Genomic DNA, 19,066 nt, shown 5'->3' with positions numbered 1-19,066 from the left:
GCGGCGGTCGGGTGCCGAAGCCCCTGGGGTGACCACCACCGCTCGCCGACCCGACCCCGCCGCGCCGCGGCCGGCGGTCGAGCGACGGCTGGGCGACGTGCTGGTCGGCGACGGCTCGATCACCCCCGGGCAGCTGGCGGAGGCGCTGACGGCCTCCCGCGAGGTGGGCGAACCGCTGGGGTCGGTGCTGCTGGCCCGCGGCTGGATCACCCGCCGCCGCCTGTACCTGGCCCTCGCCGAGGTGTGGGGCACCGAGATGACCTTCGTCGACCCGGTCGAGGTCGACGCCGACCTCGCCCGGCTGTTCCCCTACCCGGAGCTGGCCCGCGAGATGTGGGTGCCGCTGCGCACGGAGACCGGGCCGGAGGGCGAACCGCAGGTCGTCGTCGCCTCGTCGGGCCGGCCCAGCGCGCACGTGCAGCAGGTGGTCGCCGAGCGCACGGGCATCACCCGGGTGCAGCAGCTGGTCACCACCGACTGGGACGTGCAACGGGCGCTGCGCACCGTGTGGCGCGAGGAGGTCGTGCACGAGGCGGTGTCCGGGCTGGCCGAGCGCCGGCCCGAGGAGTCGGCGTCCACCGTCTTCACCTGGCCGCAGGTCGCCTGCGCCGTCGTCGCCGTCCTGGCCATCGCCGTGGGGCTGGTGCTGGACGCACCCGCGACCGTCGTCGTCCTGCTCGCGGTGGTCAACGTCGTCATCGGCCTGGCCGTGGGCGCGAAGGCACTGATCAGCACGGTGGGGACGGCGTCGGAGACCGTCGAGCAGGTGACCGCGGCCGACGTCGCGGCGCTCGCCGACGCCGACCTGCCGCGCTACACGATCCTGGTCCCCGTCTACCGCGAGGCGGGGATCGTCGGGCTGCTCATGCAGAACCTGGCCGGGCTGGACTACCCGCGGGAGAAGCTGGAGATCCTGCTCCTGCTGGAGGAGGACGACCCGGAGACCCTGCAGGCCGCGCTGGCCGCCGCCCCGCCGGACGTCGTCCGCATCCTGGTCGTGCCGCACTCGATGCCCAAGACCAAGCCGCGGGCCTGCAACGTCGGGCTGGCGTTCGCCCGGGGCGACCTGGTGGTCATCTACGACGCCGAGGACCGGCCCGACCCCGACCAGCTGAAGAAGGCCGTCGTCGCCTTCGCCCAGGGCGGGGACGACCTGGTCTGCGTGCAGGCGGCGCTGAACTACTTCAACGCCGAGGAGAACCTGCTCACCCGCATGTTCACCCTCGAGTACAGCTCGTGGTTCGACTACACGCTGCCCGGTCTGGACGCGCTGCGGCTGCCGACCCCGCTCGGCGGCACCAGCAACCACTTCCGCGCCGGCATGCTCCGCGAGCTCGGCGGCTGGGACCCCTTCAACGTCACCGAGGACGCCGACCTCGGCGTGCGCGCCTCGGCCCGCGGCGGGCGGGTGGCGGTGGTCAACTCGACCACCTACGAGGAGGCCAACATGGCCCTCGGCAACTGGGTCCGCCAGCGCAGCCGCTGGATCAAGGGCTACATGCAGACCTTCCTGGTGCACAGCCGGCACCCGGTGCGGCTGGTCCGCGCGATCGGGCCGCGGCAGGCACTGGGGTTCCTGCTCACCATCGGCGGCACCCCGGCCACCTTCCTGCTGACCCCGCCGCTGTGGGCGGTGTTCGGGCTGTGGCTGGCCTTCCCGCACCTGTTCGCCCCGCTGCCGGCGTGGCTGCAGGTGGTCAGCCTGGCCAACCTGCTGCTGGGCAACGGGCTGATCGTCTACCTCAGCCTGCTCGCCGGGTTCAAGCGCCGCAGCTACCGCCTGGTCGGCTACGCGCTGCTGTCCCCCCTCTACTGGCTGCTGCACTCGGTCGCCTCCTACAAGGCCGCCTGGCAGCTGGTCACCAAGCCCTTCTACTGGGAGAAGACCCAGCACGGGCTCACCAGCCACTCCCCCGCGTCCCTGACCCCCGACACCCCGGAGGACCCGATGGCCCCGCTGCACCTGGACGACCTGACCGCCCTGCAGGCGGCCCTGGAGGCGCTCGACGAGCACGACCTGATCGCCGAGCTGGCCCCGGCGGCCGTCGCGGTGCCGGCGCTGCGGCCCACCGAGGGCGCGCTGCCGCCGGTGCCGCCGCCGGCCGAGCGGGTGGTCCGCCGGACCGGTCCGCTGCCCCCGGTGGCCCCCACGCGGGTGGTCGAGGAGCCGCCGCCGGTGCCCGCGCCGTCCCCCCGCCGGGCCCGGCACGCCGCGGCACCGGCCCCCGCCACCGGCCTGCTCGGGTGGGCCCTGGACCGGCCATGAGCACCGTCACCGGGCCCGTCGCCGTCCGGGAGCCGGTGCGGCTGCCGATGGCGGTCGTGCTGGTGCTGGTGCTCGCCGGCCTGGCCGTCGCCGCCGGGGTCGGGCTGCTCACCGACGTCCCCGCGGCCCTGCTGTGGCCCGGGCTGTGCCTGCTCGCCGCGCTGGTGTTCGGGGCGGTGTTCGTGCTCGGCGCGATCACCGTCTCGGGCTTCGCGGCCGGCGCCGCGACCGCCGGCGTCGCCGCGCTGGAGCCGGGTCACCTGCCGCTGGTACTCGCCGGGACGGCGGGAGCCGCCCTGCTCTGCGGGGTGGCCCCGGCCTGGGCCCGGGTCGAGGCCTGGCAGGCCGCGCGGTCGGCCGGTCCGGCCGCGCCGGCCCCCCGGTGGCGCACCGACCGGGTGGTCGCGGCGTTCCTGGTGCTGGCCTTCCCGCCCGTGTTCGTCACCGGCGCGGTCGCCTTCGTCAGCTGGACGGCGACCCGCTGAGCAGCTCGGCCAGCACGGGGACGAGCGCGGCGAAGGCCTGGCCGCGGTGGCTGAGCGCGTCCTTCTCCGCGGGCTCGAGCTCGGCCGACGTCCGGTCCAGGCCCTCGGGCAGGAACACCGGGTCGTAGCCGAAGCCGTTGCTGCCGCGCGGCTCGCGCAGCACGCTGCCCCGCCAGGTTGCCTCGAGCACCCGCTCGGTGCCGTCGGGCAGGACGACGGCCGCCGCGCAGACGAAGCCAGCCCCGCGCCGCTCGTCGGGGACGTCGGCCAGCTGCCCCAGCAGCAGGGCGGTGTTCGCCGGGTCGTCGCCGTGCCGGCCCGACCAGCGGGCGGACAGGATGCCGGGCATGCCGTTGAGCGCGTCGACGGTGATGCCGGAGTCGTCGGCGACCGCGGGCAGCCCGGTGTACCGGACCGCCTCCCGCGCCTTGAGCAGCGCGTTGTCGGCGAAGGTCGCACCGGTCTCGGGCGCCTCGGGGTACTCGGGGACGTCGCGCAGCCCGAGCACCTCGACACCGGGGACGGCGGCGGTCAGCAGCCGCTGCAGCTCGGCGAGCTTGCCGGCGTTGCGGGTGGCGAGGACGAGCCGGCTCATCGGCCCAGTGCCTCGGCCTGGATGCGGGTGAGCTCGGCGCACCCCGCGACGGCGAGGTCGAGCAGCTGGTCGAGGGTCGCGCGGTCGAACACCGCGCCCTCCGCCGTCCCCTGCACCTCGACGAACCCGCCGTCGCCGGTGCACACCACGTTCATGTCGGTGCCGGCCCGCACGTCCTCCTCGTAGGCGAGGTCCAGGCGGGGCTCGCCGTCGACGACGCCGACGCTGACCGCGGCCACCGACTGCGCGAGCGGCTCCTTCTTCGCCAGCTTGCCGCGCGCACCGAGGTGGGCGACGGCGTCGGCGAGGGCCACGTAGGCACCGGTGATGGCGGCGGTGCGGGTACCGCCGTCGGCCTGCAGCACGTCGCAGTCCAGGGCGATGGAGTTCTCCCCGAGGGCGCCCAGGTCGATCGAGGCGCGCAGCGAGCGGCCGATGAGCCGGCTGATCTCGTGCGTGCGGCCGCCGACCTTGCCCTTGACCGACTCGCGGTCGCTGCGGGTGTGGGTGGCGCGCGGCAGCATCGCGTACTCGGCGGTCACCCAGCCCAGGCCCGAGCCGCGGCGCCAGCGGGGCACACCCTCGGTGACGCTGGCCGCGCAGAGCACGCGGGTGCGGCCGAACTCGACGAGCACCGAGCCCTCGGCGTGGTCGAGCCAGTTGCGGGTGATGGTCACCGGGCGGAGCTGGTCGGCGCTGCGGCCGTCGGGGCGGGTCACGTGGGTCGAGGGTAGTGGGCGGGGAAGACTGGTCCCATGCGATCGGAACTGCGCCAGGTCCGCACCGGACGGACCCCGGCCGTCGTCGACCTGACCGACGAGTGCGCCGAGTTCGTCCGCGGCGAGGCCGACGGGCTGCTGCAGGTGTTCGTGCCGCACGCGACCGCCGGGGTGGCGATCATCGAGACCGGCGCCGGCAGCGACGACGACCTGCTCGCCCAGCTCGACGAGCTGCTGCCCACCGACGACCGGTGGCGGCACCGGCACGGTTCGCCCGGGCACGGCCGGGACCACGTGCTGCCGGCGTTCGTGCCGCCGCATGCGACCGTGCCGGTGCTGGAGGGCCGGTTGGCGCTGGGCACGTGGCAGCGGATCTGCTTCGTGGACACCAACGGCGACAACCCCACGCGGCACGTGCGGCTGAGCTTCCTGGCCGGCTGACCCCGGACCCGGGTCGTCGGTGGGGTCTGCCACCATGCCCGCATGACCGACAGCCCCACCGCCACGCGCCTGTCCCCCGGCGACCAGGCGCCGGACTTCACGCTGCCCGACGCCGAGGGCAACCCGGTGTCTCTGGCCTCCTACCGGGGCCGGCGGGTCGTCGTCTACTGCTACCCGGCTGCGCTGACCCCGGGCTGCACGACGCAGGCGGTCGACTTCACCGCGGCCGCGGGCGAGTTCGCCGAGGCGGGGCTGGACATCGTCGGCATCTCCCCCGACGCCCCCGACAAGCTGATGCGCTTCCGGGAGAAGGAGGGGCTGTCGATCACCCTCGTCTCGGACGAGGAGAAGTCGGTGCTGGCCGCGTTCGGGGCGTACGGGCCGAAGAAGCTGTACGGCAAGGAGGTCGTCGGCGTGATCCGGTCGACCTTCGTGCTCGACGCCGAGGGCAAGGTCGAGCGGGCCGCCTACAACGTCAAGGCCACCGGTCACGTCGCCAAGCTGCGGCGAGACCTCGGTCTCGGTTAGCCGCCGGTTCGGTCGGGCACGACCGAACCCATGAGCGGACAGATCGGGGTCACCGGCCTCGCGACGATGGGGGCCAACCTGGCCCGCAACCTGGCACGGCACGGCCACCAGGTGGTGGTGCACAACCGCACGGCGGCCAAGACCGACGCACTGCTGGAGGCGCACGGCGACGAGGGCGACTTCGTCCGCGCCGACTCCCCGCAGGAGCTGGTCGACAAGCTGGAGCAGCCGCGCACGGTGGTCATCATGGTCGCGGCGGGCGACCCGACGGACGCCGTCATCTCCGAGATCGCCCCGCTGCTGGCCGAGGGCGACGTGCTGGTGGACGGCGGCAACGCCCGCTACACCGACACCATCCGGCGGACCGAGGAGCTCGGGGGCCGGGGCGTCCACTTCGTCGGCTGCGGCATCAGCGGTGGTGAGGAGGGCGCGCTCAACGGGCCGAGCATCATGCCCGGCGGGTCGGCCGAGGCCTACGCGATCGTCGGGCCGGTGCTGGAGGACATCTCCGCGCACGTGGACGGCGAGCCGTGCTGCACGCACGTGGGCACCGACGGCGCGGGCCACTTCGTGAAGATGGTGCACAACGGCATCGAGTACGCCGACATGCAGCTGATCGCGGAGGCCTACGACCTGCTGCGCCAGGGGCTGGGGCTGTCGCCGGCCGAGATCGGGGACGTGTTCGCCACCTGGAACGAGGGCGACCTCCAGTCCTACCTGATCGAGATCACCGCGGAGGTGCTGCGGCACACCGACGGCAAGACGGGGAAGCCGTTCGTCGACGTGGTGCTCGACGAGGCGGAGCAGAAGGGCACCGGGCGCTGGACGGTGCAGTCGGCGCTGGACCTGGGGACCCCGGTGTCCGGGATCGCGGAGGCGGTCTTCGCGCGGGCGCTGTCCGGGCACGTCGACCAGCGGAAGGCGGCGCAGAAGGTGCTGCCCGGGCCGGGGCGGGACTGGGACGACCAGGTCGCCGACCGGGACGGGTTCGTCGAGAGCGTGCGCCAGGCGCTGTACGCGGCCAAGGTGGTCGCCTACTCGCAGGGCTTCGACCAGATCGCGCGGGGCGCGGAGGCCAACGGCTGGGACGTCGACCGGGCGGCGCTGGCGGCCATCTGGCGGGACGGCTGCATCATCCGGGCGGCGTTCCTGGACCGGGTGCGCCAGGTGTTCACCGACGAGCCGGACCTGACCACGCTGCTGACCAACGAGTACTTCCGCGACGCCGTGGCCGACGCGCAGGAGGGCTGGCGGCAGGTGGTGGCCGGTGCCGCGCGGCACGGGGTGCCCGCACCCGGGTTCGCCAGCGCGCTGGCCTACTACGACGGCCTGCGCGCCGAGCGCTCCCCCGCCGCGCTGATCCAGGGCCTGCGCGACCGCTTCGGCTCGCACACCTACCGCAGGGTCGACGCCGAGGGCTCGTTCCACACGATGTGGTCCGAGGACCGCCGCGAGGTCTCTGCCTGATCCCGTTGCCCGGCCCGGCGCCCTCAGAACGGTGCCGGGTCGGCGACGGGGTCGTGCGGTGGCGGTTCCGGCCGGCCGGGGTCGAGGACCTGGTCGGCACCGGGTGGCTGGGTGGTGAGGCTCGTGCCGCCGGGGGTGGTGACGTGCAGGGTGCCGTCGGGGTCGAGGCGGAAGGCCCAGCGGGGGGCGTGGGTCTTGAGCCGGTGGTGGTGCCGGCACAGCAGGGCCAGGTTGCGGACGCACGTCGGTCCGCCCGCAGCCGGGTCGTGGTGGTCGTAGGGGATGACGTGGTCGGCGTCGCAGGCCTGGGCGGTGCGGCGGCAGCCGGGGAAGCGGCAGTGCCGGTCGCGGGCGCGTAGGTAGCGGTACTGCGCGGCGGTGGGGGTGTAGCCGGCGGTCGGCGGTGGTGGGCCGAGCCCGGCCCCGGTGCGGGCTGTGGTGAGCAGCTCGGCGGGTGAGGCCACGGCCAGGGTGCGGCCGCGGTCGGTGAGGGTGAGGCCGAGGTCCCCGAAGGCCGGGTCGACCAGGCCGAGGGCGTCGATGCGGCGCAGCAGCTCCCGGACGGCAGCCGGGGTGACCGGTTGGCCGCCGACGTCCCCCACCCCACCGGCGCAGCCGTCCGGGGCAGCGGCGCTACTGCTCGGGGCGGGGGTGCCACCCGGCGCAGTGGCGTCGGCGCTGCTCGTGGGAGCCGTGGCCTCGGCCGGGTCGCTCCTGGCCGTGGCTTCGGCCGGGTTGCTGCTGGCCGTGGCTTCGGCCGGGTCGCTCTTGGCCGGGTCGTGCGGCTTGGTGGTTGCGGCGTCGGCCTCGGCGGGCGGGTCCCCGGCGTGCGACCCGTCGGCGGACTGGTCAGGGGGTGCGATGAGGTCGCGCAGGGCGGTGAGCTGGTCGGGGTCGATGAGGTCGGCCAGGTCGGCGGTGATGGTCACGTGCGCCACGGCCGGGTCGAGGCGTTCCCAGGGGCGGGTGATCAGCGCGTCCAGGACGGCGTTGCGGAGCGCGCCTAGGGGTCGGGGGTCGCCGTCGGCCTTGAGCTTGCGGGCGTAGGCGGTCAGCTGGGCTCGGATCAGCGCGGCCCGCTCGGTCGTCACGCCGGTGGCCCGCAGCTGGGACGTGCCGTCACCGGTCGGAGCGCTGGTCACGTCACCGGCCCGCACCCGCTGCTCCCGCCGCCGGTCGGCGGCCTCGGGGTCCAGGCCTACCAGCCCGGCCTGCAGCCGCTCCCGCAGCGTGGTGGGCGGGCAGCCCCGCTCGGCCCACCCGACCGCCCGGGCGGCCAGCTCGTCGAGGGCTTCGTCGGCGAACGGGCCGCCCACCGAGGCCGCCTGCCAGCGCAGCTCCTGCACGACGACCCGGGCCCGCGCCTCGTCGATGCGGCCGTCGGCCAGCGCGTGCCACACCACCGGGAGCTGGCGGACCAGCACCAGGGCGTGCTCGACCAGGTGCCGGGCGGAGGTGACGCTGCAGCGCAGCAGCACCGCCACCTCGTCGGGCAGGAAGTCATCGGCCGCCTGCAGCTCCGCCTCGCCCTCCCCGCCACCGACGTCGGTGCGGGCGCCGGGCAGCAACGGCAGCACGTGCTGGGCGCCCTGGGTGGCCTTGCGCTCGATCAGCCCGGCCTCGTAGGCGGCCAGCTCCGACCGCTTGGCCCGCACCGACACGATCTCGGCATCCAGGGCGGCGCCGGTCAGATCGAACGCCGCGGCCGTCTCGGTCAGCCGCGGCAGCGGGGCGGCCGGCGGCAGGTCCGGCGGCGCCCAGCCGGCAGGGGTGAACCGGGTGGTCACCTCGACCCCGAACCGCCCCTGCAACGCCATACCTGCACCTCACCACAGGGGTACGACAGTTCTCGGAGTTCTGAGCAGGCCCGTGCCGCCGTGGACACGAGCTGCCCCTGAGGGGGACCGTGGGCGCGTGACCCCGCTGCCGCCGTGGCCCACCGAGCCGCCACGGTGCGGCCCGGTGGCCCTCCGGCCGTTCCGGGACGACGACCTGGCCGCCGTCCGGGAGCTGGCCGCCGACCTCTACGTCCCGCTGATCGGCAGCCTCCCCGCCCACGCGGACGACGCGCAGGCCCGGGCCTGGATCACCCGGCAGCACGACCGGTGGACCACCGGCGCCGGGTTCTCCGTCGCCGCCACCGACCTCGACGACCGCATGGTCGGCACCGTCGGGCTGCACCTGCGGGACCTCGGCGAGGGCCGGGCCACGGCTGGCTACGCCGTCCTCCCCTCCCGGCGGGGGCACGGGTACGCGGCAGCCGCCCTCACCGCGCTGACCGCCTTCGCCTGGACGATCGCGGGCCTGCACCGGGTCGCGCTGCACGTCGAGCCCTGGAACACCGCGTCGGTGCGCACCGCCGAGGCGGCCGGCTACTCACGCGAGGGGCTGCTCCGCAGCCACACCGAGATCGGCGGCACCGGGCGGGACATGGTGCTCTACGCCGCGGTCCGCTGACGGCGGGCAAGCACCCCGGCCACCCCGTGGCAGCCGGCCGCGCCCACCGCCACCAGCCCGATGTGCACCCCGGCGGTCAGCAGCGCCACCACCAGCACGGCGCCGGGCAGCGAGGGTCCCCGCAGCAGGTCAGCCCTCGGCGGCCTTCCTGCGGCGCTTGCCCTCGTGCATGGCGGCCACCCGGGCCACCGGGATGGTGTGGCCCTCGGCGACCAGGTCGGCGGGCAGCTCCTGCGGGGCGGGCATCGAATCGGCCCAGGGGTCACCGGTGATGCGGGCAGCGGCGTCGGCGACGGTCACCCCGCGCGGGGTGACGCCGTCCAGGTCGTCCCAGGCCACCGGTGCCGAGATCGGCAGCCCCGGGCGGGCGCGCGGGGAGTAGGCCGCTGCGATCGTCCCCCGACCGGAGCGCGTCGAGTCGACGAACACCCGGCCGCCGCGGTCGGCCACCACGTACTCCGTCGTCGCCACCGCCGGGTCCAGCGCGGCCGTGCGGGCGGCCAGCGCGCGGGTCGCGGCGGCGACGTCCTCGTGCGAGGACCCGCACACCGGCACCACCACGTGCAGGCCGCTCGACCCGCTGGTCTTCACCGCGCCCGCGAGCCCCGCCGCGGCCAGTGCCTCGCGGGCGAGCCTCGCCACCGCGACGACCTGCGCGAAGTCGCCGTCCTCGGGCGGGTCGAGGTCCAGCACGAGACCGGTCGGCTCGGCGAACGCGCCGTCGACCACCGGGGAGAACGGCACGTGCAGCTCGACCGCCCGCTGGTTGGCCAGCCACAGCAGGGTGCGGCGGTCCTCCACCAGCACCTGGTGCACCTCGCGCCGCGTGCGGTCGGACCAGGTGGCCACCGTGCGCACCCAGTCCGGGGCGCCCTTGGGGATGTCGCGCTGCACGAACGCCGCCGCCCCCGGCCGGATCCGGACCATCGTCAGCGGCCGGCCCGACAGCAGCGGCACCAGGCGGTCGGCGAAGGCGTCGTAGTGCTCCACCAGCGCCCGCTTCGTCACCCCCAGCCCGTCGCCGAGCTCGTCGTCCAGCGAGGAGAAGCGGACCTCGTCCATCAGACCTCGTAGACCCCGAGCGGGCGGACCAGCTCCGCGGCCCCGAACACCGACCGGGCGGCGGACAGCTGCGCCGCCGGGTCGACCCACGCCGGCACGTGGGTCAGCAGCAGCCGCCCCACCCCGGCGTCCCGGGCGTGCTCCCCGGCCTCTCGGCCGGTCAGGTGCAGGTCCGGCGGCAGGCCGGGGACGTCGGGGTGCGCGGCCTCGGCCAGCAGGACGTCGGCCCCCCGTGCCAGCTCGACCACGGCGGGGCAGGCGCCGGTGTCACCGGTGTAGACCAGCGACCGCCCGCCCGCGGTGAGCCGGGAGGCGTAGCACTCGACCGGGTGCGCGGTGCGCGCCGTCTCGACGTGGAAGGGGCCGAGGTCGAAGGAGCCCGCGCCGATGCCGAACACCTCGAAGACGTCGTCGATGGGCCCGTCGGAGAGGTCGTAGGCCAGCCGCAGCCGGCGGTCGGCGCCGACCGGGGCGTAGAGCGGCAGCGGGTTGCGGGTGGCCAGGCCCGAGTAGCGCCGCCACACGACGAACGGGGCGACGTCCAGGCAGTGGTCGGCGTGCAGGTGCGAGAGCAGGACGGCGTCCACCTCGTCGGGCGGGAGCACCTTCTGCAGCACGCCGAAGGACCCGCTGCCGAGGTCCAGCAGCAGCCGGTAGCCCTCGTGCTCGACGAGGTAGCAGGACGCCGGCGAGTCCGGGCCCGGGCCGGACCCGGAGCAGCCCACCACGGTCAGCCTCACGCCGGCACCACCGTCTCCACCTCGGGCCCGAGGAACCGGCGGCCGAGCCGGGCGAAGGGCTCGGGGTCGCCGGTGGCCAGGAAGGCGTGCCGCGGCGGCGGGGCGTCGTCGGGGCGCAGCAGGTCGGCGCCGGTGAGCACCCGGTAGACGTCCTGCGCGGTCTCCTCGGCGCTGGACACCAGGGTCACCTCCGGTCCGAGCACCAGGGACAGGACGCCGGTGAGCAGCGGGTAGTGCGTGCAGCCGAGCACCACGGTGTCCACGCCGGCCGTCAGCAGCGGGTCCAGGTAGGACTGCGCCAGGCCCAGCAGCTGCCGGCCGCTGGTGACCCCGCGCTCGACGAAGTCGACGAAGCTCGGGCACGCCGCGCTGGTCACGGTGATCTGCGGCGCGGCGGCGAAGGCGTCGGCGTAGGCGCCCGACGTGACGGTGGCCTGGGTGCCGATGACCCCGACCCGGCCGTTGCGGGTCGCCGCCGTCGCCCGGCGGACAGCGGGCAGCACGACCTCGACCACCGGGACGTCGTAGCGCTCCCGGGCGTCGCGCAGGCACGCCGCGCTGGCCGAGTTGCAGGCCACCACGAGCATCTTCACGCCGGCCTCGACCAGGTCGTCCATGACGGCCAGGGAGTGCGCGCGCACCTGCGCGATGGGCAGCGGGCCGTAGGGGCCGTTCCGGGTGTCGCCGACGTAGCGCACCGCCTCGTGCGGCAGCTGGTCCAGGATCGACCGGACGACGGTCAGCCCGCCCACGCCGGAGTCGAACACCCCGATCGGTGCGTCGGCGCTCGCTGCGTTCCCCATCGGGGGGAAGGCTAGTGCCGGGTGGGCCCGCGCAGCACGGTGGCGGCCGGGAGCAGCAGCCCGTCGCCGGCCCAGCGGGAACCGGCGAGGTCGCGGACGACGACCGCGGCGTCGGTGGCCAGGGCCTCCTCGCCGACCCCGAGCACCGGGCAGCCGGCGGCCAGGCCTGCGGCGATGCCGCTCGGGCTGTCCTCGACGACCAGCGCGTCGGCCGGCGCCAGGCCCAGCCCGGACGCCGCCGCGAGGTAGCCGGCCGGGTCGGGCTTGCCGGCCGTGACGTCGTCGGCGGTGACGAAGACCTCGGGCACCGGGATGCCGGCGGCCTGCAGCCGGGCGGTGGCCAGCCGGCGGGTGCCGGAGGTGACCACGGCCCACCCGCCGGGCGGGAGCTGGGCGAGCAGGGCGGGGACGCCGGCCATCGCGGCGCACACCTCGGCGTCCTCGAGCTCGATCGCCTCGATCAGGTCGACCGCGGCGGCCCGCTGGTCCTCGGCGACCAGCAGGGCGACGGTGTCGGCGGCGCGGCGGCCGTGCACGATGTCCAGCGCCCGGGCGGGCTCGATGCCGTGCACCTGCGCCCAGCGGGTCCACGACCCCTCGACCGAGGCGAGGGAGTCCACGAGCACGCCGTCGTTGTCGAACAGGATGCCCCGGGCGGGGACGTGCAGGTCGGGGCTCAGGCCCACAGCTGGCCCTCCAGGGCGGCGGTGGCCTCGTCCAGCGTGCCCGCGTAGGCGCCGGTGGACAGGTACTTCCACCCGCCGTCGCAGACGATGAAGCAGATGTCGGCCCTGCGGCCGGCCGCCACCTCCTTGTCCGCGATGCCGAGCGCGGCGTGCAGGATCGCGCCGGTCGAGATCCCGGCGAAGATGCCCTCGCGCTCCACCAGCTGGCGGGTGCGGTGCACGGCGTCGTCGGGGCCCACGGAGAACCGGCTGTCGAGCATCTCCGGGTCGTACAGCTCGGGGATGAAGCCCTCGTCGATGTTGCGCAGGCCGTACACCAGCTCGCCGTAGCGCGGCTCGGCCGCGATCACCTGGACGCCGGGCTTGTGCTCGCGCAGGTAGCGCCCCACGCCCATGAGCGTGCCGGTGGTGCCCAGCCCCGCCACGAAGTGCGTGATCGACGGCAGGTCGGCCAGGATCTCCGGGCCGGTGCCGGTGTAGTGCGCCTCGGCGTTGGCCGGGTTGCCGTACTGGTAGAGCATCACCCAGTCCGGGTTCTCCCCCGCCAGCCGCTTGGCCACCGCCACGGCCTCGTTGCTGCCGCCCGCGGCCGGCGAGCTGATGATCTGCGCGCCGTACATCTCCAGCAGCTGCCGCCGCTCGACCGAGGTGTTCTCCGGCATCACGCAGACCAGCCGGTAGCCGCGCTGGCGGGCGACCATGGCCAGCGAGATGCCGGTGTTGCCGCTGGTGGGCTCGAGGATGGTGGAGCCGGCCTGCAGCCGGCCCTCCTTCTCCGCGGCCTCGACCATCGCGATGGCCGCCCGGTCCTTGATCGACCCGGTCGGGTTGTGGTCCTCGAGCTTGGCCCACAGCCGGACGTCGGGGGTCGGCGACAGCGACGGCAGCCCCACCAGGGGCGTGCCGCCGAGGGAGTCGACGAGGGAGGCGAACCGGGCCATCGCGATCAGCCGCCGGCGACCGCGGGCAGGATGGTGACCGAGTCGCCGTCCTTGAGCTCGGTGTCCAGGGCGCCGGTGAACCGGACGTCCTCGTCGTTGACGTAGACGTTGACGAAGCGGTGCAGCTTGCCCTCGTCGGTGACCAGGCGGCCCTTGATGCCGGGGTGCTGGCCGTCGATGTCGTCGACCAGCGCGCCGAGGGTGGCACCGGAGCCGGAGACGGTCTTGTTGCCGCCGGTGTGGGTGCGCAGGATGGTCGGGATCCGGACCTCGATGGCCATGGGTAGTGCCTTCCGTGGGGTGGGGTCACCTCGCGCAGCACGCAGCGAGGGTGGTCTCGTGCTGGGGGAACGCCGCGGGTGCGGCGGGGATTCCGTCGCTCAGTCGTAGACGACGGTGGTGGGCGAGTGCCCGAACAGGTAGGACTCGACGACGTCGACGTCCTCCTCGGTCACCTCGCCGTCGACGATCCGGAAGCTCCGGAACTCGACGTCGTCGCCGACCAGGCCCGTCTGGTCGCCGTGCTCGCGGGTGGACACCAGCACGTAGTGCGCGAACGGCTCGGACGCGTAGCTGATGTCGGTGCGCGAGGGGTAGGCCTCGGTGGCGGTGTGCGAGTGGTAGACGACCACCGGCACCTCGTCCCGGTCGTCCATCTCGCGGTAGAGCCTGAGCAGGTCGGCGCTGTCGAACTCGTAGAACGTGGGCGAGCGGGCCGCGTTGAGCATCGGGATGAACCGCTCGGGCCGGTCGCTGCCGTCGGGCCCGGCCACCACGCCGCAGGCCTCGTCGGGGTGGTCACGACGGGCGTGCGCGACGATCGCGTCGTAGGACGCCCGGTCGATGCGCAGCACGGCCCCACTCTACGGGGGGCCCGGGACCCGCACGCAGTGCGCCGACCGGGGCCCCCGGGACGGTAGCGTCCCGGATCGTGGTGTGCGCGTGCTGATCCAGGTCCTGATGGCCGCCGGCGTCGTCCTCCTCGCCCTGCCCGCGCTCGTCGTCGGCAGCCGGCGGCTGACCAGGCGCGGGCCCCGCAGCCTGCGCAGCCCGGGCGGCAGCACGTCGGAGTTCGTCGTGGTGCTGGTGGGCCGGCTGCTGGGTCTGCTGCTGATCCTCCTGCTGTCGGCCCTGGTGCTGGTGGCCACGGTCGGCGCGCTGGTCCGCGACCTGGACGACCTGCCGAGCCTGGTCTACGTCGCCTTCGTGCTGGACCTGCTGCTGGCGGCGCTGGTGGTGCTCACCTCCGCCGCCCCCCGCCCGCCACGAGCGCGTCGACGAGCGACCCCTGCACCGCGGTGAGCCACGAGTAGACGGTCATCTCCTGCGACGTCGACGCCTCGTGGTCGACGTCGGCGGTGATGCCCAGCCGGGTGCCCAGCGCCAGCCGCAGGTCGTTGGTGGTGCGCAGCCAGGCCCGCGCCTGGTCCTCGGCCAGCGCGACGTCCCCGCCGTGCTCCGGCAGGGTGGCCCGCACGGTGGCCAGGTCCTCGGTCTTGCCCTGCCGCAGCGCGGCCCCGGTCAGCTCGCGGTAGTCGCGGGCGAGCTCGGCGTCGGTGGCGTGGCCGGTGGGGAACAGCCGGCCCACGACGGGGTCGTCGGCCGGGGCGTCCTCGGCCAGCAGCTCCTCGAGCTGGTCCAGCAGCAGGGTGACGACGGCGGACTCGGCGTCGGTCAGGCCGGCGACGACCTGGTCGCCGCGGCGGCGGAAGGGCCTCACGAGTCGCGCTGGTAGCTGGCCCACAGGCCGTAGGCGTGCAGCCGGCTGGTGTCGTGCTCCATCCGCTCGCGCGGGCCCGAGCTCACGATCGCCTTCCCCTCGTGGTGCACCTGCAGCATCAGCTTCGTGGCGGTGGCCTCGTCGTAGCCGAACAGCTCCTGCAGCACGAAGGTCACGTAGGTCATCAGGTTGACCGGGTCGTCCCAGACGACGGTCACCCAGGGCCGGTCGAGCTCGGACTCCTCCCGCACGACGGTGCCGGGGGTCATCTCCGGCGCGAGCGGTGCGGCCACCGGGCCACTCTAGGCTCCGGGGTCGTGCGCCCCTCGCTGCTGACCGACCGGTACGAGCTCACCATGCTCGCCGCTGCCCTCGCCGACGGCACCGCCGGCCGCGACTGCGTGTTCGAGGTGTTCGCCCGCCGCCTCCCGCACGGTCGCCGCTACGGGGTGCTGGCCGGCACCGGCCGGCTGCTCGAGCAGCTGGCCGACTTCCGGTTCGGCGACGCCGAGCTGGCCGCGCTGCGCGCGCAGGGCCTCACCGACCCGGCCCTGCTGGACCACCTGTCCGCGTTCGAGTTCACCGGGGACGTCGAGGGCTACGCCGAGGGCGAGGTCTACTTCCCCGGCTCCCCCGTGCTGACCGTCCGCGCCCCGTTCGGCCAGGCGGTGCTGCTGGAGACGCTGGTCCTGTCGATCCTGAACCACGACAGCGCGATCGCCTCGGCCGCCGCCCGCATGGTCGGCGCGGCCGGCGGCCGGCCGTGCATCGAGATGGGCTCCCGGCGCACCCACGAGGAGGCCGCGGTGGCCGCCGCCCGCGCCGCGCACCTGGTCGGCTTCGGCTCGACGTCGAACCTGGCGGCCGGGGCCCGCTACGGGGTGCCGACGGCGGGCACCAGCGCGCACGCCTTCACCCTGCTGCACGACGACGAGGCCGCCGCCTTCCGCGCGCAGGTCGAGGTGCTGGGCACCGGGACGACGCTGCTGGTGGACACCTACGACACGATGCAGGGCATCCGGACGGCGGTCGAGGTGGCCGGCACCGAGCTGGGTGCGGTGCGGCTGGACTCCGGCGACCTGGCCGACCTGGCCCGGCAGGCCCGCGCGCTGCTGGACTCCCTCGGCGCGCACCGCACCCGGGTGACGGTCACCAGCGACCTGGACGAGTACGCCATCGCCGCGCTCGCCGCCGCGCCGGTGGACGGCTACGGCGTGGGCACCTCGCTGGTCACCGGCTCGGGCGCCCCCACGGCCGGGATGGTCTACAAGCTGGTCGAGCGCGACGGCGTGCCGGTGGCCAAGAACGCCGAGGGCAAGCGGTCGGTCGGCGGGCGCAAGTCCGCCGTCCGCCGGCACGACGCCTCGGGGACGGCGACCGCCGAGGTGGTCGTCCCGGGCCCGATCACCCCGCAGGAGGGCGACCGCGACCTGCTCGTCCCGCTGGTGCGCGCCGGCCGGCCGGTGCACGACCTGGACCCCGCGGCCTGGCTGCGGTCGGCCCGGGAGCACCACGAGCGGGTGCGCGCCGCGCTGCCGCAGGAGGCGTGGGCGCTGTCCCGCGGCGAGCCGGCCCTCGACACGCTCACTGCCTGAACCCGGCAGGATGGGGCCATGAGCCGAGGCAGGATGACGCCATGAGCAAGGCGCTGATCGTGGTGGACGTCCAGGTCGACTTCTGCGAGGGTGGCAGCCTCGCGGTCGCCGGAGGGGCCGCGGTGGCCCGCGCGGTGACCGCGCACGCCGGCCAGGGCCTGGAGCGGGGCGAGTACGCGCACGTCGTCGCCACCCGGGACCACCACGTCGACCCGGGCGGCCACTTCTCCGACGCCCCCGACTTCGTGGAGACCTGGCCGCGGCACTGCGTCGTGGGCACCGGGGGCGTGGAGCTGCACCCCGAGCTGGACCGCGGGCTGCTGCGCGCGGTGTTCGACAAGGGCGAGCACGCCGCCGCCTACTCCGGCTTCGAGGGCGCGGCCGACGGCGTCGGCCTGGCCGACTGGCTGCGGCAGCACGGCGTCGACGAGGTCGACGTCGTGGGCATCGCCACCGACCACTGCGTGCGGGCCACCGCGCTGGACGCCGTGGGTGCCGGGTTCACCACCCACGTGCTGCTGCCGCTGACCGCCGGCGTCGCCGAGGGCACGACGGACGCCGCGCTGGACCAGCTGCGGACGGCGGGCGTGCACCTGGAGGGCGAGCCCCAGCGGTTCTAGACCGCAGCGCCCCTAGACCGCATCGAGGACCTCGTCCCGGGTGAAGCCGAGCACCTGCAGGACGGCGTCCAGGTAGGGCTGGTTCAGCGCGGTGTGCGCCTGCTCGCGGACGAAGGGCTTGGCGTTGAACGCGATGCCCAGGCCGGCGGTGGTGAGCATGTCCAGGTCGTTGGCGCCGTCGCCGACCGCGACCGTCTGCTCCAGCGGGATGCCGTGCTCGGCGGCGAAGCGGGCCAGCGCGCGGGCCTTGCCGGGCCGGTCGACGATCTCGCCCACCAGTCCCCCGGTGAGCACGCCGTCGGCCACCTCCAGGGTGTTCGCGGCGGCGAAGTCCAGGCCCAGGTCGTCGGCGAGCCGGTCGGTGATCTGGCTGAACCCGCCGGAGACGATGCCGCAGCGGAAGCCCAGCCGTTGCAGGGTGCGGATCAGCGTGCGGGCGCCCGGGGTGAGCACCAGGTGCTCGCGGACCTCGTCCAGGACGCCGACCGGCAGCCCGGCCAGGGCGGCGACGCGGGCCCGCAGGGACTGCTCGAAGTCCAGCTCGCCGTTCATCGCGGCCGCGGTGATCCGGGCGACCTCGGCGGCGCGGCCGGCGCGGGCGGCGAGCTCGTCGATGACCTCGCCGCGCACCAGGGTGGAGTCCACGTCGAGCACGATGAGCCGCTTGCTGCGCCGGGCCAGTCCCACCTGCTCCACGGCGACGTCGGCCCCGGTGGCGGCGGCGACCGCACCGAGGGCGGCGCGCAGCGGGCCGGCCTCGGCGCCGGACACGGTGAGCTCGAAGCTGGTCACCGGGTAGTCCGAGAGCCGGCGGATGGCGTCGATGTTGCCGCCCACGTCGGCGATGGCCCGGGCCGCGCCGCCGACCGCGTCCGGGGGCACCGGGCGGCCCAGCACGATGACGTGGTGGCGGCGCACCCCGTCCGCCCCGAGACCGGTCGCCCCCGAGGCCGGCTCGACGACGACCTGCACGCCGCTGGCCGCGCCGACCTCGGACGCCAGCGGTTGCAGCCGGGCGACCAGGTCGTCGTCGGCGGTGCCGCCGTGCTCGTGGACGACGACGCCGAGCACCAGCTGGCCGTGCACGACCACCTGCTCGACGTCGACGACCTCCAGGGCGGGGACGCCGGCCAGCGCGGCGAACAGCCGGGCGGTGACACCGGGCCGGTCGGCACCGGTGACGGTGAGCAGCGCGCCCGCGTGCGGCACGGCGTCGGTCTCGGGATCGGGGCCGGTCACGGGTGCTCATGGTGCCGCAACGCCAGGACGCCCCCTCGGCCGGGCCGAGGGGGCGTCCTGGGTGGTGCTCGGGTGGTGCTGCGGTCTAGAACGGGTCGGGGTCGTTGGCCCCGGCGCGGGTGCCGGTGCCCTCCAGCAGCTCGCTGGCGTACGGCCCGTGCTTCTTGCCGGCGTGGGCCTCGGCCTCCAGGCGCTCGCGCAGGTGGGGGTAGTGCAGCTCGAAGGCCGGGCGCTCGGAGCGGATGCGGGGGATCTCGATGAAGTTGTGCCGCGGCGGGGGTGAGCTGGTGGCCCACTCCAGGGAGTTGCCGTGGCCCCAGGGGTCATCGCGCAGGGCCAGCTGCCCGTACTTCCAGGACTTCACCACGTTGTACAGGAACGGGATGGTGGAGGCCCCCAGCACGAACGACCCGATCGTGGAGATCGTGTTCAGCGTGGTGAACGTGTCGGTGGGCAGGTAGTCGGCGTAGCGGCGCGGCATGCCCTCGTTGCCCAGCCAGTGCTGCACCAGGAACGTGGCGTGGAACCCGACGAAGGTCAGCCAGAAGTGCACCTTGCCCAGCCGCTCGTCCATCATCCGGCCGCACATCTTGGGGAACCAGAAGTAGATGCCGGCGTAGGCGGCGAACACCACCGTCCCGAAGACCACGTAGTGGAAGTGCGCCACCACGAAGTAGGAGTCCGACAGGTGCCAGTCCAGCG

The 19,066-nt window shown here is 75.0% G+C and carries 23 protein-coding genes; 9 read left to right on the top strand and 14 right to left on the bottom strand.

Annotated features, from left to right (window positions below; genetic code table 11):
• Window positions 1-28 precede the first annotated feature (28 nt).
• Window positions 29-2,266: a glycosyltransferase gene (locus tag BM158_RS15965; RefSeq protein WP_109504861.1), complete on the top strand. Its 2,238-nt coding sequence runs from the start codon at window positions 29-31 to the stop codon at window positions 2,264-2,266.
• Complete coding sequence (locus tag BM158_RS15960) at window positions 2,263-2,751, top strand: hypothetical protein (RefSeq protein ID WP_091561518.1); 489 nt, start codon at window positions 2,263-2,265, stop codon at window positions 2,749-2,751. Before BM158_RS15965 ends, BM158_RS15960 begins: the two co-directional genes overlap by 4 nt.
• Here BM158_RS15960 and rdgB read toward each other — a convergent pair.
• On the bottom strand, window positions 2,729-3,346 hold the full coding sequence (gene rdgB / locus BM158_RS15955) for an RdgB/HAM1 family non-canonical purine NTP pyrophosphatase (protein WP_091561513.1): 618 nt from the start codon (window positions 3,344-3,346) through the stop codon (window positions 2,729-2,731). The two genes, BM158_RS15960 and rdgB, sit on opposite strands and share 23 nt — an antisense overlap.
• A complete protein-coding gene (gene rph, locus BM158_RS15950; protein ID WP_091561510.1) occupies window positions 3,343-4,065 on the bottom strand; it encodes a ribonuclease PH in 723 nt (240 codons plus the stop codon). Before rph ends, rdgB begins: the two co-directional genes overlap by 4 nt.
• A 36-nt stretch (window positions 4,066-4,101) precedes the next feature.
• Between rph and BM158_RS15945 the strand changes: the two genes are divergently transcribed.
• The 3 genes from BM158_RS15945 to gndA are packed head-to-tail and all read left to right on the top strand — an operon-like array spanning window position 4,102 to window position 6,501.
• Window positions 4,102-4,506, top strand: coding sequence for a secondary thiamine-phosphate synthase enzyme YjbQ (locus BM158_RS15945; protein WP_091561506.1), 405 nt, complete (start codon window positions 4,102-4,104; stop codon window positions 4,504-4,506).
• A 42-nt stretch (window positions 4,507-4,548) separates the two neighbouring features.
• Complete coding sequence (gene bcp / locus BM158_RS15940; RefSeq protein WP_091561503.1) at window positions 4,549-5,034, top strand: thioredoxin-dependent thiol peroxidase; 486 nt, start codon at window positions 4,549-4,551, stop codon at window positions 5,032-5,034.
• A 30-nt stretch (window positions 5,035-5,064) separates the two neighbouring features.
• The gene (gene gndA / locus BM158_RS15935; RefSeq protein ID WP_091561501.1) at window positions 5,065-6,501 is read left to right on the top strand and encodes an NADP-dependent phosphogluconate dehydrogenase; all 1,437 of its coding nucleotides are present in this window, start codon (window positions 5,065-5,067) and stop codon (window positions 6,499-6,501) included.
• A gap of 23 nt (window positions 6,502-6,524) precedes the next feature.
• Here gndA and BM158_RS15930 read toward each other — a convergent pair whose 3' ends face one another.
• Window positions 6,525-8,318 carry a DUF222 domain-containing protein gene (locus BM158_RS15930; RefSeq protein ID WP_091561497.1) on the bottom strand — a complete coding sequence of 598 codons (1,794 nt, stop codon included), beginning with the start codon at window positions 8,316-8,318 and terminating at the stop codon, window positions 6,525-6,527.
• Window positions 8,319-8,415: 97 nt separating this feature from the next.
• Here BM158_RS15930 and BM158_RS15925 point away from each other — a divergent pair, with 97 nt between their 5' ends.
• Entirely contained in the window at window positions 8,416-8,958 is a 543-nt protein-coding gene (locus tag BM158_RS15925) for a GNAT family N-acetyltransferase (RefSeq protein ID WP_091561493.1), read from the top strand.
• Between the two features lie 129 nt (window positions 8,959-9,087).
• Here BM158_RS15925 and BM158_RS15920 read toward each other — a convergent pair whose 3' ends face one another.
• The 7 genes from BM158_RS15920 to BM158_RS15890 all read right to left on the bottom strand — a co-directional run bounded on the left by BM158_RS15920 (window position 9,088) and on the right by BM158_RS15890 (window position 14,044).
• On the bottom strand, window positions 9,088-10,020 hold the full coding sequence (locus BM158_RS15920) for a DNA polymerase domain-containing protein (protein ID WP_091561490.1): 933 nt from the start codon (window positions 10,018-10,020) through the stop codon (window positions 9,088-9,090).
• Window positions 10,020-10,760, bottom strand: coding sequence for an MBL fold metallo-hydrolase (locus tag BM158_RS15915; protein ID WP_091561486.1), 741 nt, complete (start codon window positions 10,758-10,760; stop codon window positions 10,020-10,022). Before BM158_RS15915 ends, BM158_RS15920 begins: the two co-directional genes overlap by 1 nt.
• A complete protein-coding gene (gene murI, locus BM158_RS15910) occupies window positions 10,757-11,563 on the bottom strand; it encodes a glutamate racemase (RefSeq protein WP_091561482.1) in 807 nt (268 codons plus the stop codon). The genes BM158_RS15915 and murI overlap by 4 nt, the downstream gene beginning before the upstream one ends.
• A gap of 11 nt (window positions 11,564-11,574) precedes the next feature.
• Entirely contained in the window at window positions 11,575-12,249 is a 675-nt protein-coding gene (locus tag BM158_RS15905) for an HAD-IA family hydrolase (protein WP_207506691.1), read from the bottom strand.
• The gene (locus BM158_RS15900) at window positions 12,240-13,190 is read right to left on the bottom strand and encodes a PLP-dependent cysteine synthase family protein (protein WP_091561479.1); all 951 of its coding nucleotides are present in this window, start codon (window positions 13,188-13,190) and stop codon (window positions 12,240-12,242) included. Before BM158_RS15900 ends, BM158_RS15905 begins: the two co-directional genes overlap by 10 nt.
• Before the next feature lie 5 nt (window positions 13,191-13,195).
• Window positions 13,196-13,471 (bottom strand): MoaD/ThiS family protein, encoded by a 276-nt coding sequence (locus BM158_RS15895; protein ID WP_091561476.1) that lies wholly within the window; start codon window positions 13,469-13,471, stop codon window positions 13,196-13,198.
• 99 nt (window positions 13,472-13,570) lie between these two features.
• Window positions 13,571-14,044 (bottom strand): M67 family metallopeptidase, encoded by a 474-nt coding sequence (locus BM158_RS15890; RefSeq protein ID WP_091561473.1) that lies wholly within the window; start codon window positions 14,042-14,044, stop codon window positions 13,571-13,573.
• 88 nt (window positions 14,045-14,132) lie between these two features.
• On the opposite strand from BM158_RS15890, the gene BM158_RS15885 reads away from it, so the two are divergent.
• A complete protein-coding gene (locus BM158_RS15885) occupies window positions 14,133-14,492 on the top strand; it encodes a hypothetical protein (protein ID WP_091561470.1) in 360 nt (119 codons plus the stop codon).
• On the opposite strand, the gene BM158_RS15880 is transcribed toward BM158_RS15885, so the two are convergent.
• Window positions 14,431-14,910 carry a DUF2017 family protein gene (locus tag BM158_RS15880; RefSeq protein WP_091561468.1) on the bottom strand — a complete coding sequence of 160 codons (480 nt, stop codon included), beginning with the start codon at window positions 14,908-14,910 and terminating at the stop codon, window positions 14,431-14,433. The two genes, BM158_RS15885 and BM158_RS15880, sit on opposite strands and share 62 nt — an antisense overlap.
• Window positions 14,907-15,203 (bottom strand): ATP-dependent Clp protease adapter ClpS, encoded by a 297-nt coding sequence (gene clpS / locus BM158_RS15875; RefSeq protein WP_091063156.1) that lies wholly within the window; start codon window positions 15,201-15,203, stop codon window positions 14,907-14,909. Before clpS ends, BM158_RS15880 begins: the two co-directional genes overlap by 4 nt.
• A 24-nt stretch (window positions 15,204-15,227) precedes the next feature.
• On the opposite strand from clpS, the gene BM158_RS15870 reads away from it, so the two are divergent.
• Entirely contained in the window at window positions 15,228-16,505 is a 1,278-nt protein-coding gene (locus tag BM158_RS15870; RefSeq protein WP_229827850.1) for a nicotinate phosphoribosyltransferase, read from the top strand.
• Window positions 16,506-16,546: 41 nt separating this feature from the next.
• Window positions 16,547-17,125: an isochorismatase family protein gene (locus tag BM158_RS15865; protein ID WP_091561467.1), complete on the top strand. Its 579-nt coding sequence runs from the start codon at window positions 16,547-16,549 to the stop codon at window positions 17,123-17,125.
• Window positions 17,126-17,137: 12 nt separating this feature from the next.
• On the opposite strand, the gene serB is transcribed toward BM158_RS15865, so the two are convergent.
• Complete coding sequence (gene serB, locus BM158_RS15860; protein ID WP_207506689.1) at window positions 17,138-18,364, bottom strand: phosphoserine phosphatase SerB; 1,227 nt, start codon at window positions 18,362-18,364, stop codon at window positions 17,138-17,140.
• An 85-nt stretch (window positions 18,365-18,449) separates the two neighbouring features.
• Window positions 18,450-19,066: cytochrome c oxidase subunit I (locus BM158_RS15855; RefSeq protein WP_207506687.1), on the bottom strand; the 617-nt coding region annotated here is incomplete at its 5' end.

This window comes from Klenkia taihuensis (assembly GCF_900112525.1).
In the GTDB taxonomy this organism is placed as follows: Bacteria; Actinomycetota; Actinomycetes; order Mycobacteriales; family Geodermatophilaceae; genus Klenkia; species Klenkia taihuensis.
The sequence above is the reverse complement of the archived record's forward strand: the minus strand, read 5'-3'. Positions and strand labels throughout refer to the sequence as shown.

What these genes read in the sequence shown, in the direction of transcription:
- BM158_RS15960 (WP_091561518.1), top strand. Translation starts at nt 2,263, where the DNA reads ATGAGCACCGTCACCGGGCCCGTCGCCGTCCGGGAGCCGGTGCGGCTG.
- rdgB (WP_091561513.1), bottom strand. Translation starts at nt 3,346, where the DNA reads ATGAGCCGGCTCGTCCTCGCCACCCGCAACGCCGGCAAGCTCGCCGAG.
- BM158_RS15945 (WP_091561506.1), top strand. Translation starts at nt 4,102, where the DNA reads ATGCGATCGGAACTGCGCCAGGTCCGCACCGGACGGACCCCGGCCGTC.
- bcp (WP_091561503.1), top strand. Translation starts at nt 4,549, where the DNA reads ATGACCGACAGCCCCACCGCCACGCGCCTGTCCCCCGGCGACCAGGCG.
- gndA (WP_091561501.1), top strand. Translation starts at nt 5,065, where the DNA reads ATGAGCGGACAGATCGGGGTCACCGGCCTCGCGACGATGGGGGCCAAC.
- BM158_RS15930 (WP_091561497.1), bottom strand. Translation starts at nt 8,318, where the DNA reads ATGGCGTTGCAGGGGCGGTTCGGGGTCGAGGTGACCACCCGGTTCACC.
- BM158_RS15920 (WP_091561490.1), bottom strand. Translation starts at nt 10,020, where the DNA reads ATGGACGAGGTCCGCTTCTCCTCGCTGGACGACGAGCTCGGCGACGGG.
- murI (WP_091561482.1), bottom strand. Translation starts at nt 11,563, where the DNA reads ATGGGGAACGCAGCGAGCGCCGACGCACCGATCGGGGTGTTCGACTCC.
- BM158_RS15900 (WP_091561479.1), bottom strand. Translation starts at nt 13,190, where the DNA reads ATGGCCCGGTTCGCCTCCCTCGTCGACTCCCTCGGCGGCACGCCCCTG.
- BM158_RS15895 (WP_091561476.1), bottom strand. Translation starts at nt 13,471, where the DNA reads ATGGCCATCGAGGTCCGGATCCCGACCATCCTGCGCACCCACACCGGC.
- BM158_RS15865 (WP_091561467.1), top strand. Translation starts at nt 16,547, where the DNA reads ATGAGCAAGGCGCTGATCGTGGTGGACGTCCAGGTCGACTTCTGCGAG.